The following is a 13581-nucleotide window of genomic DNA, read 5'->3' on the forward strand; positions in this document are numbered from 1 at the left end:
GATGGCCAAGCTCGACCCCCAGGTTATCGACCACCTCGAGTGGCTCGGTTTCGTGCAGCCGACGGGCCTGGTCGTTTCGGCCCCAGCACTGGTACGCGCCGGCGCGATCCTCGATCGGCGTGATGTCGAAGGTCAGCGCCTGCTTCAGGCGAGCGTGGCCCAGCGGCCGGGTCCGACCGATGCAGACCCGGTCGACTACCTCCCGGACTTCCGTGCGTTCGCTGAGCAGGTTCTCGGATGGGGCTTCTCTCCCAAGGCTTACGCGGGCACAGACGAAGTCCCGGTGCCCGATGAGCTCTCGGTCGCCTTACCGGCCTACGACGAGATGTTGCGCCCCCACTTCGCCGTGCGCGATCTGGAGCCGGCCGAGGGTGCGTGCCGGTGGCAGTTGCTGGTCCGTGTGCTCGAGACCGGACAGGGGTTCGATGATGAGATCCGCGAAGGCGGGCATCTGGAAGCGAGCCCGACCAGCCGCATGGAGCGGCTGCTGCGCGAGAGCGGCGCCCCGGCGGGACTCCTGTTCAATGGTCATGCGCTGCGGCTGATCTCCGCGCCGCGCGGCGAAAGCTCGGGCTGGGTCAACTTCGCGGTCGCCGACATGCTCCAGACCGCGGGCCGGCCGATCTGCACCGCGATGCGCCTGCTGCTCGGTCAGACCCGGCTCCTCACCCTGCCAAGGAACCAACGGCTGCCCGCGCTGCTCGACGAGAGCCGCAAGTTCCAGAACGAGGTCAGCGAAAAGCTCGCCGAACAGGTCCTGCACGCACTGTACGAACTGCTGCGCGGATTCCAGGCGGCCCACGACGCGAGCGGGGCCACGCTCCTGTGTGACCCGCTCCAGGACGATCCAGACGAGGCGTATCGCGCCTGGCTCACCGTTATCCTCAGACTCGTGTTCCTCCTGTACGCCGAGGAGCGCGACATGCTCCCCGGCGACGCCACCTACACCCAGCACTATTCGCTCGGTGGCCTCTTCGAACGCCTGCGCGAAGATGCGGCGCTGTTCCCGGACACGATGGACCAACGGTTCGGAGCGTGGGCACAGTTGTTGGTGCTGTTCCGGATTGTGTTCGACGGGGCGACGACGCTGGACCTGCCGCAGCGTCACGGCGCGCTGTTCGACCCGGACCGCTTCCCGTTCTTGGAGGGGCGCCGATCGGCAGGAAGCCGCCAAGTGCACGAACGCATCCAAGCACCGCTCGTCCCGGATGGAACCATCTACCGGGTGTTAGAGGACCTGCTCATCCTCGATGGTGAACGCATCTCGTACCGGGCGCTGGACGTCGAGCAGATCGGTTCGGTGTACGAGACCATGATGGGCTTCCGCCTCGAGACGACGACCGGAACCTCTGTCGCGGTGAAAGCGCAGAAGAAGCACGGCGCCCCGACGGCGCTCGACCTTGAGGAACTACTCGCCCAGCCGGGGAAGTCCCGGACCAAGTGGATCCTCGACCGCGCCGACCGCAAGGTTCCACCCAAGGTCGCGAAGTCTGCCGAAACCGCCGAGTCGCTCGCCGATCTGCATGCCGCGCTGGAGTCCATGATCGACAAGGCGGCCACGCCAGACCTCGTCCCCAAGGGCGCGATGGTGTTGCAGCCAAGCGAGGAACGCCGGCGCTCGGGCTCGCACTACACGCCGCGCGCCCTCACCGAACCGATCGTCCGAACGACCTTCGAGCCGATCCTCGCGCGCCTCCGCGGAGGCGATGGCTTGGTGCCGACGCCCGAGCAGATCCTCGACCTCAAGGTCTGCGACCCCGCGATGGGGTCGGGGGCGTTCCTCGTCGAAGCCTGTCGGCAGTTGGGTGACGCTCTCATCGAGTCCTGGCGCGCGCACGATCAAGTTCCTGTCATCCCACCCGACGAGGACGAGGTCATCTTCGCGCGGCGCTTGGTCGCCCAACGCTGTCTCTACGGCGTAGACCGCAACCCGGTTGCCGTCGACCTGGCGAAGGTGTCGCTCTGGCTGGCGACTCTGGCGCGTAATCATGCCCTGACGTTCGTCGACCACGCCCTGCGTCACGGCGACTCCCTCGTCGGTCTCTCGGTGTCCCAGATCGAGAACTTCCACTGGGATCCCGCCGTTGACTTCAAGAGGCCGCTTCGGGACCGCATGGTCGAGCACCTCGACGAGGTGTCGCGGTTGCGTTCGCAGATCCGTGAAGCGGACGAGGGCACCGGCGACTGGGAGTTGCGGGATCTGTGGGACAAGGCGTCCTTCGAACTCGACCGTGTGCGGCTGCTTGGTGATCTGGTCATCGCAGCCTTCTTCGAAGGCGCGAAGACAAGTGATCGCGAGGTCATCCGCACGCGCTACGTCCAAGCGGTCACCCAGGGTAATGCTCACGAGTATCGCGGAATGTTGAACGACCTCCGCAGCGCGGATCCGCCACTCGTTCCCTTCCACTGGGAGATCGAGTTCCCCGAGTCATTCGACCGCGAGAACCCTGGCTTCGACGCAATCGTCGGCAACCCCCCTTTCGCGGGTCGCACCACAACTACGCACGCGAACGCGTCTGGGTACCTAGACTGGCTGAAGCTGTTGCACGAAGGTAGCCACGGCAACTCGGACTTGGTCGCCCATTTTTTCCGCCGAGCCTTCACGCTGATTCGAAGTGACGGAGCGTTCGGGTTGATTGCCACCAACACAGTCGCGCAAGGAGATACTCGGGCAACCGGTCTCTATTGGATCCGAGCAAATGGCGGTGAGATCTATAGCGCGGAAAGGCGTCGGAAGTGGCCGGGCAGAGCTGCGGTAGTAGTGAGTGTGGTTCATGTCGCGAAAGGGCGCCTACTCAATCGACCGACCATCGACCGTCAGCCCGTAGAGAAAATCACTGCCTTCCTCTTCCACGCTGGGGATGATTCCGATCCATCGAGGCTCCGATCGAATGCCCGACGGGCCTTCCAGGGAAGCGTGGTCGTAGGCCTCGGCTTCACGTTCGACGAATCAGACGGAGAGGGGGAAGCTAACTCAATGACGGAACTGGCGCGCCTGCAAGTCGAAGATGAGCGGTGTCGCCAAGTCATATACCCGTACATAGGAGGAGAGGACCTGGCGTCCAATCCCCACCATAAGCACCAACGGTACATCATCAACTTCGGTTCGCGTTCTGAGGCTGATTGTCGGAGAGAGTGGCCAATGCTTATGAATATCGTCGAGGCGAAGGTGCGCCCCACCAGGGAGGCTGCACTTGCCAAGTCCTTCAGCAAAGACAAGGCCAAGCGGGCTGAACGATGGTGGCAATTCGCGCGAACGGCCGGGGAACTATACGAGGCCATTGAGCATATCAGTCGTGTTCTTGCGATCTCTCAGACTAGTGCGACGCCAGCATTCGCGTTCCTTCCGAAGGGAATGGTCTATTCCAACAAGCTCGTATTGATAGCTCTAGATTCGTGTGCGGCCTTTGCCGCACTGCAGAATCGCGTTCATGATGAATGGTCGCGCTTCTTCGGCTCAACGATGAAGGACGACCCCGTTTACACGCCCTCGGACTGTTTCGAGACGTTCCCGTTCCCCGAGAATTGGGAAACGCACCCGGATCTCGAGACGGTCGGCAAGGCTTACTACGAGTTCCGCGCGGACCTGATGATCCGCAACGACGAAGGGCTCACGAAGACCTACAACCGTTTCCATGATCCCGACGAGCGCGACCCGAGAATCATGAAACTCCGCGAACTGCACGCTGCGATGGATCGTGCGATGCTCGATGCCTATGGCTGGAACGATGTGCCGACCGATTGCGACTTCCTGTTGGACCACGAGGTCGACGAAGAGGACAGCAAGCGCAAGAAGCCGTGGCGGTATCGCTGGCCCGACGAGGTCCGCGACGATGTTCTCGCGCGGCTGCTGCAACTCAACGCCGAGCGCGCCGCCGCCGAGACCCGTTCCGGTGCGACCCCCAAGCGAGCAACGGGGCGGTCCAAGCGTGAGGGACAGATCCCTGAAACGTTGGGTCTTTTCGAATGAGCGAGAAGAAGCCGCCTATCCAGTCCTTGACCGTCTTCCTCATCAAGACGGGCACGAAGGCGTATGAGGAGGCTCTCGACGAAGACGAGGTCAGGGTCCTCACCCGATATGAACTCGACTCATCCACGCCATTCGAGGGGGTCGTGTTCCTGGGGCCTCAGCAAACCGCTCAGCCGCGATGGTTCGACTTCCTCGAGGCTGGCGTGAAGGGGAATCTCGATCGTCGCCGTAACTCAAACACTAGCTCCGTCCTCTTCATCAAATCCGCAAAGAGAATCCTTGCTTTCACCTTCGGCTACGGCAGAAGCTGGTTGCGGCCGAACCGGATCGAGCGGGGGTTCGGGCTTCGTGTCGTGCTCAACACGGTCGACGAGGCCGGGTTGCGAAGCGTCGATACGAAGACGGTGCAGGAGCTAACGGTGCACACTCGCCGCCAGACCAGCCGCAGCTCGCGGCTTTCAGAATTCGGGGTCGACAAGGAGGAGGACCTCCTAGGCTCTGTGGCGGGCGTGCCCAGCGACCCAGCTTTTGCAAGAGTCGTGAGCGGCGCCGACGCCCTGCAGTTTCGAGCGTCGCTCGAATTCGGCGACCTCGGAGCCAAATGCCGGGAAGTCCTAAACGCGTACCGGAGTGACAGCTACAAGAAGCGGGGATTCGAGTTCGTGGATCACGTCAAGACTGTGACGGATCCGGAAATGATCGGAATGCTGGACGAACAACTCCTGCCGGCTCTTCGACTCGGGAGCAGTGATGGGCTACACATGGCACCGCCCGAGATAGTCGACTGCGACAGGATTGACGGGTTCAGTTTCGTCAAGAGTGGGGCTCCAGAACCGGACCTGTCGCTCGGATCGCTCCATGCCCAGATTCGCAGTCCAGAGAACATCTCCATCGAGCGACTCCGACGCCAACGGATCTTCCTTCATTTTGCGGAGTCCGCGGAGCCAATCTCGAGGTGGTCCGTCTATCGCGCCCTCGTTGCTGAGAGGGACGTGAAGGGGCGGCGCTATGTCCTCTCCGGGGGCGAATGGCATGAGATCGAGAAACAGTTCTCCAAGAGAATCGACAACCGGGTCGATCGCATCCCAAGGGCAGGTCTGAACCTCCCGTCGGCGAAGCAAGGTGAGTATGAAGGGGCATACAACAAACGTGCAGCTGGGCGCGGCATCTATCTCCTGGACAAGAAGTGTGTGCGCGCCGACGGGGACCAGATCGAGTTGTGCGACCTTTACGTAAGCAACGATCGTCAGTTTGTCCACGTGAAGCGATGGAACCAGTCCTCGACGCTAAGCCATCTCTTCGCACAGGCCCGAGTTTCCGCAGAGGCCTTCCTGTCCGATGAGGGGTTCCGTGAGGAGGCGCGGGTGCTCCTGGCGGATCGCGCCGCCTCCCTCGCTGCGCATGTCCCTCGCGACCGTCCGGATCCAAATCGCTATCGAGTCGTCTTCGCCATTATCAAAGGCGGACCGGGCTGGAGGCGTGCACTTCCATTCTTCTCCAAGTTGCATCTAGTGCGGTCAGCTGAGTCGCTCCGGACCTTGGGGTTCGACGTACGCCTCGAGAGGATAGAAGTCGAATGAGAACTACGTCACCGGTCGAAGTCCGTGAAAGTCTCGTGCAGGCCCTTCGACTCGACCTGGTCGGCCCCTGGGTCGATCATGCGTTCATCGACGAGCAACTGCCGGGTTGGGTTCGCCCGTCGACCTGGTATCTGGGAGGGTTCTTGATCCCCTCGGGAAGCCCGCCTGAATCCCAGGGTGACGACGATGAGAGTGACGACGTCGACGAGATCCCGGAGTCGGGTGGCGCCAGCGAAGAGAACGCCGACGATCGCAAGGCCGCCAAGAAGGGGTTCTTCCCGTCCTCGATGGGGCTGAGCTTCCTCACGCCGGCCGGCGCGAACGACCTGACCGTGACCGTCCGTTGGGGGGACTACCGACAGGTAGACGCGCCGCCCGATGGGGCGAACGGCGAGGGCGGAGGCGACGGCGACGGCGACGGCGACGGCGAGGGGGATGCGGGAAGCGGCAACGGCGAGGGCGGGAAGTCCTCGAAGAAACTTTGGCAGCGTTTCGAGCGCATTGAGCGAATCACGGTCCCGGTCGCGTCCAAGGTTCATCCGGTTCCGAACTCGGATGGCCTCGAGGTGCAGGTGGTCGAACGTCCGATCTCCGATGAGATGGACGAGCAGATCCCGCGCGGAACCCGCTCCGTTTCGGTGTTCCTGGTCAACCGGCGGACTCCCAACGAGGACGCACCGGACGAAGGATTCGTGTTCCAGGCGGAGTTGCGGGTGGGGTGCGAACGGCCCTTCGTGCCGCGGCCGGATCTGCGGGGCCGGCTCGCCGAAGACTGGGACGAACAAGTCGCGGACCTTCATTTCGCGGACTCTCCCGGATACGCGACCGGCCACGGGGTTTCGGTCGGGTGGACGATCACCGACGACGAGAGTCGCGAGCTGTGGACCACCTGGATCCCCGACGCCGAGGTCGAGAAGACCGCCACGGTCGCGGTTGCGGGAGTCGAACTCGCGATGGAGGCCCTCGGCGCGTTGACGGACGGCGCCGCCGCGAAGGCGGCGCTCGAGCCGCTGGTCCAGCAGTACCGGACCTGGATCGATGAGCGTCGACCGCTGATCGACGCGCTGTCGGGATCGCGTCGTGACGCGGCGGAAGAACTCGTTCGACTCGCTGGGATCGCGGCGGATCGGATCGAGCGCGGTATAGACGTGCTCGCGTCCGATCCGGACGCGTTGGATTCTTTCCGTGTCGCGAACCGAGCCGTGTCGCGGGCGCTGCGGCGTCGGCTCGATATCGCGGACCCGAAGTGGCGGGCGTTCCAGCTTGCGTTCATCCTGCTGAACTTGCCCGGACTCGCCGATCCGACCGATCCTCATCGAGAGACGGTCGATCTGTTGTTCTTCCCGACCGGCGGCGGGAAAACGGAGGCCTACCTAGGCCTGGCCGCATTCACGATGGTCCTGCGCCGCTTGCGGCATCCGCAGGACGCTGGTCTTGCTGGTGCGGGGGTCAGTGTCATCATGCGTTACACGCTGCGACTGCTGACACTCGATCAGCTTGCGCGCGCGGCAGGTCTCGTGTGTGCGCTCGAACTCGAACGAGAGGCCGATGTTCCGCGGTACGGGACGTGGTCCTTCGAGATCGGGCTGTGGGTGGGCAAGGCGGCAACGCCCAACATCCTCGGAAAGAAGGGTGATGGCCGCAGCGACAGCGCGCGAGCGAAGGTCAATCAGTTCAAGAACGACCCGAAGAGTAAGCCGTCACCGATCCCGCTCGAGAACTGTCCGTGGTGCGATGCGCGCTTCCAACCGACATCGTTCACTTTGCTTCCCGATAGCGATAAACCAAGCGAACTGCGCATCGTCTGCGCGAACTTCGAGTGTGACTTCACGCGCGACCGTCCTCTGCCGATCGTCGCCGTAGACGAGCCCATCTATCGTCGCCTCCCTGCCTTCCTCGTTGCGACGGTTGACAAGTTCGCCTCCCTGCCGTGGGTTGGCACCTCGGGCGTGTTGCTCGGCGGTGCTGACCGCCACGATGCTCACGGGTTCTACGGACCCGCGGAGCCCGGGCAGGGGGGTCGGCTGGAGGCGCCGCTGCCGCCGCCCGATCTGATCATCCAAGACGAGCTCCACCTGATCTCGGGCCCCTTGGGCACGATGGCAGGTCTGTATGAGTCGGCCATCGAGGCGCTCTGCGCGCGCGAGTTGGATGGGCGACCGGTACGACCGAAGATCGTGGCTTCCACGGCGACCGCGCGGCGCGCGCAGGACCAGGTGCAGGCGCTATTCGCTCGGCCGATCACGCACGTCTTCCCACCACCGGGTCCGGATCGGCGTGACTCGTTCTTCGCTCGCACGCTTCCATCGACCGAGGTGCCAGCGCGCCTCTACATCGGGATCGCGGCACAGGGTCGCAACCCGAAGGTTCTCATGCGGCGGGCATGGCTCGCCCTGATGGGCGCGGCTGAGCGCGCCTATCGCGACGCGGGCGGCCACAAGAACACCGACAACCCCGCCGACCCCTACATGACGGGACTCGGGTACTTCAACGCGCTCCGCGAACTCGGTGGTGCTCGTCGCATCCTCGAAGAAGAAGTGCAGAACACGGTGAAGGAGTACGGAGCGCGCAAACGCATCGGCGAGGACCCTGGGCTGTTCCATGACCGCAAGACCTTCTCGGAGGTCCTCGAGCTCACCTCACGTGTGCCGACCGACAAGATCGCGGAGGCGCGGAGACGCCTGGGGCTTGCATTCCACGAGAAGCAGCGCGTGGACTGCGCGATCGCGACGAACATGATCTCGGTGGGTCTCGACATCCAGCGGCTCGGGCTCATGCTCGTGCTCGGACAACCGAAGACCCATTCGGAGTACATCCAGGCGACCAGCCGCGTTGGCCGAGATGATTCCAAGCCGGGCCTGGTCGTGACTCTGCTGAACATCCACAAGCCGCGCGACCGGTCGCACTACGAGCGGTTCCGTCACTACCACGACACCTTCTATCGGTCAGTCGAAGTCGCGAGCGTCACGCCGTTCTCTGCGCGCGCGCTCGACCGTGGATTGGCAGGGGCGCTGGTGACGCTTGCCCGTCACAGGGAGCCGTTGCTGACACCGCATCGCGGTGCAGAGAAGATCGCTGCTGTGCGCGCCGACCTCGAGGTTGCGCTGCTCGACACTTTCCGGGCTCGACTCGAACAGCAACCCATCAGCGATCCGGCTGAACTGAACGAACGGCTGCTGAGCGTGCGTAGCCGCATCGTGGATCTCCTCGACTCGTGGCTCAAGATCGTCGACGACTATCAGCAGGCAGGTGTTGAGGTTCAGTACCAGAAGTACGAAACGGTTCGCGCGGCTGCACGCCCGCTGCTTCGTGAGATGTTGGATGAGGACTTCGAGACCGAGCACCACCGGAAGTTCCGCGTGAACCGTTCGCTGCGCGACGTCGAGCCACAGGTCAATCTGTTCATTAGGGATCTCACCGGAACCAAGGGCGGGGGCGGCAAGTGAGCAAGCGGGGGCACGGACAGGTTCGGCGGAGCCAGATCATCACCACATACGGTCCCGGCGCACTCATCGACCTCCCGGATCACTCGGCCATCGTCGGCGGGCTGGACACGTGGGGGAAACTCGACGACCTGGACGAGATCATCGAGCCGCGGCTGACGCGAAAGCTTCAGAACATGACCGGCGTGATCGCCCCACGCCTGTACTCACCGCCGCCAGACTCCAACGACCCTCGTGAGACTAAGAAGGGAATCGGCGTGTGGCGGTTCCCGGAATGGTTCGTGGTCCGCGAGAAGGATGGAGCAGGTCAGAGGTCGCGCTCGCGCAGACTCGTTTCGCGGAAGGCGCTCGACGACAATGGCCGCTTCGACGGACTTCAGGTCGTCCCGACGCGCTTCGTGCGCGCATGCCCTCGTGGCCATGTGGACGACCTCGATTGGTATGTGTACGTCCATGGAACTCAGAGTGACTGTTTGCGAACGAGGCAACTGTGGCTCGATGAACGGGGAACCGGCGGAGACCTCGGAGACCTCACCGTTCGGTGCGAATGCAAAGCATCGAGGCCGCTCTATGAGGCCAGCAACATCGAGACCATGCCGCTGGGGATGTGTCGCGGTCGTCGCCCATGGTTGGGACTCAACAGCGCCGAGGACTGCAACCAGCCGAGCCGGTTGTTGATCCGGACCGCAGCCAACGCGTACTTCCCGCAAGTGGTCAGCGTGCTCTCCCTGCCCGAGCGTGGGTCCGCCGTCCAAGTGGTCGTTCGCGATTTGTGGACACAACTCCAAACCGTTGAGAGTCCGGCGGAGCTGGCATTCTTGAAGAAGCAGCCGCAGATCACCGAGAAGCTCGCTCCCTTCTCTGACGCCGAAGTCATGGATGCCATCCAGGAGATCAAGGGTGGCGCCCAGGTCGAGCGACCGGTCAAGGAGGTGGAACTCGAAGCTCTGTTGGCAGCACCCGATGGGTACGGCGACGACGTCCCCATGGACCCGGACTTCCACGCACGCCGCCTACCGGAGCACGTCTGGCGGAACGCCAAAGTGTCGGATGACGTGGAGTCGGTCCTTCAGCTTCACCGGCTCCGCGAGGTGATGGGATTGGTCGGCTTCACCCGCTTCGAGGCGGTGACGCCGGACATCCACGGCGAATATGAGACCGACGTTGAACGCGCCGACATCGCCCTTGAGCCTTCGTGGTTCCCGGCCGTCGAGAACCGCGGGGAAGGCGTGTTCATCCAGATACGCGCGGACGCGATCGAGCGCTGGCTGAAGGAATCCGGCGTTGCCGGTCGGCTGGACCTCCTCGCCCTTGGGCACAGGCGCTGGGCGGATGCTAGGAAGAGCAAGCGACTCTTTCCCGGAGGGCCATACGTCCTCTTGCACACCCTCGCTCACCTGCTCTTGCAATCGCTGGCGATGAGCTGCGGGTACCCGGCGAGCTCTATCCGGGAGCGGATCTACACCGAAGGAGGACGGTACGGGATCCTTCTCTACACAGGAAGTCCGGACTCCGAAGGTACGCTCGGCGGCCTCGTTCAGCAGGCGCGCCACATCGAGGAGCATCTCGCGCGCGCACTCCGGATGGGCGCCCTCTGTTCGAACGACCCGATCTGCGCTCAGCATGAGCCTGGGTCCAGTCTGGAAGAGCGTTGGCTCCACGGGGCGTCGTGTCATGGCTGCGCGTTGATCGCGGAGACGTCGTGCGAGATGCGCAACGACTACCTCGACCGGGCGCTCGTCCTCCCTATCCTCGGCGTTGACGACGCCGCCTTCTTCGTCGATGGCGTGTGATGCGTCGGATCATCGATCTGCCCCCGCACCTGAAGAAGCGACTCGCCGGCGCACTCGACTCCGGCATGCTGACAGAGCCGTTCGCCCCGGGCGCCGTCCGTTCCGTCCTCGGCGTCAGCGAAGGCATCGACGACGTGTGCGCCGCTCTTCTGGAACTCACCAAACTGGGAATCATGGGTCGGGCTGCCGGCGCGTGGATCCGCACGGTCGATGAGATGGCCGCGCGCGTCGCGCAACCGGACCTGGTGTGGTCTGGTCCCGAGGTTCCCGGACTCCATGCGCGCGACACCCGGCGCGTCTATGAGGAACTTCTCGGCTCGGCCGAGCGATCGGTCTGGGCCAGCACATACGCATTCTTCGATGGCCCCAAAGCGTTCAAGGTCATCGCCGATCGGATGGCCGCGATCCCCACGCTCCGCGTCACGCTCTTGATGAACATCCAGCGCAAACGGGGAGACAATAGCGCCGCCGACCAACTGGTCCGCCGGTTCGCCGATCGTTTCTGGAGCGTTGAATGGCCTGGTGAGAGTCGACCGACCGTCTACTACGATCCGCGGGCGCTCGAACTTGGGGGTCCTGGCGGCGTCCTCCACGCGAAGGCCGTCGTGACCGACGACGTGGCTGTGTTCGTCACGTCGGCGAACCTCACTGAAGCCGCGCTAGACCGCAATATCGAGATTGGGATCCTCATCCGCGATCGCGCCCTCGCGCTAAGTGTCGCCACACACTTTCAGGGCCTGATCGATCAGGGATTGCTGGCCCCTTTGCCCGGAGCGTGAATCGGTGCGGGAGTCCACGTTTGAGAGATACGCCCTATGACTACCGCAATTGCCAGTCCTTGTTCGCCGGACGAAACGATCGCGACACCGATGCGGCGACAGTGTCTTGGCCGAGCAACGACATGCCCGCGGAGCATTCCCGGCCGGGCTTTCGCCCGACCGGGAAAGGGTAATCATCGCGTTGTGCGTAGCAGCATCTGTATCTGCGATTTCGTTTCGATCGCCTCCGAGCAGTAGGTACGCCGGATCCGAGTGACAGCTCGCTTCGTGCTCATCCCTTGCAGGATCAGGAGCGCCGCAAGCGTGGTTCCGGTGCGTCCGTGCCCGCCGGCACATCCGATCTCGACGCGCTTGCCTTGCGCGGCTTGGTTCAGTACCCAGTGCAACGCGCGCATGAACCTACCTGGCTCGCGTGGAACGCCGAGGTCCGGCCATGGGTAAACGAGCAGCTTCGACGGCCGATACTGCGCGAAGCGTGGACGGAACCCCGGCGAGCAAAGCATCGTGACGCTTGCCCAACTGCCGTCAAGGTACATGCCGACGTCGGGCCATTCCATGTCGATATGGCCTTGGGGTCGGTCGAACCAAGCGGACGCGAACACGGTGACACCGTCGAGCAATTCGACGGGTTCACGCCAGTGCCGGCATTGCGGTCGCCATGGAGCGATCCGCGTGGGCGCGCTCGGCAACCTTCTGTTGTGCGTGGGTCCTTCCCAGTCGGGCACTCCCTCGTCGAAGTCGTCCCAGTAGGCGTCCATCTCACGTTCTTGGGTCATCGCTCTTCCTTTCTCACGCGACGTCGTCGTAGCTGTCGAGGATCTGCACGCCGAGCCAGGTGGGATCGTGGTCGGCGCGCTGCAAGTAGTCCTGACGCCGCCATCGCCGCCTGACATCTACCGAGGCGTGGTGAAGCAGGACGGGATAGTCGTCGGCTCCATGTGCTTCGAGCACTTCGGGCAACTTGGAAACGTTGTAGAGCTTGTTCAAGATGCACCCGGTGTTGTGCTGAAGGTTGAAACACTGATCGACGAACAGGCGCGGCTTTCGTTTGCCTTCGAGATACGGACGGAGTGCGCGCACGGCGCACGCCCACGGGTAGCCGCCGAAGTTTCGCCGCCATCCGGGATTTCCGAATGCTTCCTCGGCGAGGTCGAGCGCATCGAGGCCGAACTTGCGTCGGATGACGGTCCACACGAGCCATGCTTTGCCGCGCGCGGTGTCGGAAACCTCGCGGAAGAACGGTTCGAGTTCGGGCGGCAACTCTTCGAGGTAGCGCTTGGCGTAGCGAAGCTCTCCGCCGATGGCCATGTCGAGGTATCCGGCGAACTCGTTGGCGAGGGTGCGTTCGTGTCGGTCGAGTAGCTCGCATGCGAGTGCGTCGCCTCGCACGTTGGCGAGGTTTTCGAGGAGATAGAAGTCGGCGGCGTCCTGGGTGATGTCACGGTCGGGATCGAGGCGCCGGCCGCGCGCGACTGTGCGTTCGTTGATCGTGGACATGGTTACCTCCTCCTTGTTGTCGTGTGCTAGAGGGCTCCGTGATCGCGGAGCGAGGCGAAGCCCGTCGGGGTGACGACGAGGTGATCGACGAACTCGACGCCGAGCAGATCGGCTGCCCGTGCGACCCGACGCGTGAGCGCGATGTCGTCGGGACTGGGTGTCGCCTCGCCGCTGGGATGGTTGTGCGCGAGCGCGAAGGCAGGTGCGGCGGTGAGAAGGACGGCGCCGAACAGGATCTGCATGTCGACCTGAGCGCTTGCGATGCCGCCGCGTGCGATCTCGTGATAGCCGCGGAGGCGGTGCCGTCGGTCGAGATGCATGCACAGAACGATCTCTTGCGGTTCGTCGCAGATCAGGCTGCGTGCAACGGTCGCGAGATCGGCCGGTGCCCAGATCTGGGTGCCGAAGGGAGCGCCCGCAGGTTCGCGGACGAGCGTGAGTCGATAACGCTCGGTCATGGCTGGTCCTCCTTGGTTGAGAAAATGGAGAAGGGACCGGGACGGCGTGCGAGCCGTTCCC

The 13581-nt window shown here is 63.7% G+C and carries 8 protein-coding genes; 5 read left to right on the forward strand and 3 right to left on the reverse strand.

All coding sequences use genetic code 11. The features are described from left to right. Nucleotide 1 precedes the first annotated feature (1 nt). Genes WEB06_08110 through drmC form a run of 5 tightly spaced genes read left to right on the forward strand, consistent with a single transcriptional unit; the run spans nucleotide 2 to nucleotide 11565 of the window. Nucleotides 2–3970 carry a DNA methyltransferase gene (locus WEB06_08110; GenBank protein ID MEX2555580.1) on the forward strand — a complete coding sequence of 1323 codons (3969 nt, stop codon included), beginning with the start codon at nucleotides 2–4 and terminating at the stop codon, nucleotides 3968–3970. Next, a complete protein-coding gene (locus WEB06_08115; protein ID MEX2555581.1) occupies nucleotides 3967–5550 on the forward strand; it encodes a DUF6119 family protein in 1584 nt (527 codons plus the stop codon). Before WEB06_08110 ends, WEB06_08115 begins: the two co-directional genes overlap by 4 nt. Beyond that, a complete protein-coding gene (gene drmA / locus WEB06_08120; GenBank protein MEX2555582.1) occupies nucleotides 5547–8996 on the forward strand; it encodes a DISARM system helicase DrmA in 3450 nt (1149 codons plus the stop codon). The genes WEB06_08115 and drmA overlap by 4 nt, the downstream gene beginning before the upstream one ends. Beyond that, on the forward strand, nucleotides 8993–10786 hold the full coding sequence (locus WEB06_08125) for a DUF1998 domain-containing protein (protein ID MEX2555583.1): 1794 nt from the start codon (nucleotides 8993–8995) through the stop codon (nucleotides 10784–10786). The genes drmA and WEB06_08125 overlap by 4 nt, the downstream gene beginning before the upstream one ends. Next, nucleotides 10786–11565, forward strand: a complete 780-nt coding sequence (gene drmC, locus WEB06_08130; protein ID MEX2555584.1) for a DISARM system phospholipase D-like protein DrmC — start codon at nucleotides 10786–10788, stop codon at nucleotides 11563–11565. The genes WEB06_08125 and drmC overlap by 1 nt, the downstream gene beginning before the upstream one ends. A 173-nt stretch (nucleotides 11566–11738) precedes the next feature. Here the strand turns inward: drmC and WEB06_08135 are convergent, their stop codons facing one another. From WEB06_08135 to WEB06_08145, 3 genes are read right to left on the reverse strand one after another with little or no spacing between them, the layout of a single operon-like run. Beyond that, complete coding sequence (locus WEB06_08135) at nucleotides 11739–12341, reverse strand: protein-tyrosine phosphatase family protein (GenBank protein ID MEX2555585.1); 603 nt, start codon at nucleotides 12339–12341, stop codon at nucleotides 11739–11741. Nucleotides 12342–12354: 13 nt separating this feature from the next. Next, entirely contained in the window at nucleotides 12355–13062 is a 708-nt protein-coding gene (locus tag WEB06_08140) for a hypothetical protein (protein MEX2555586.1), read from the reverse strand. Between the two features lie 26 nt (nucleotides 13063–13088). After that, the gene (locus WEB06_08145; GenBank protein MEX2555587.1) at nucleotides 13089–13520 is read right to left on the reverse strand and encodes a JAB domain-containing protein; all 432 of its coding nucleotides are present in this window, start codon (nucleotides 13518–13520) and stop codon (nucleotides 13089–13091) included. Nucleotides 13521–13581 lie beyond the last annotated feature (61 nt).

The sequence above is a fragment of the Actinomycetota bacterium genome, from assembly GCA_040905475.1.
Taxonomy (GTDB): Bacteria; Actinomycetota; AC-67; order AC-67; family AC-67; genus DATFGK01.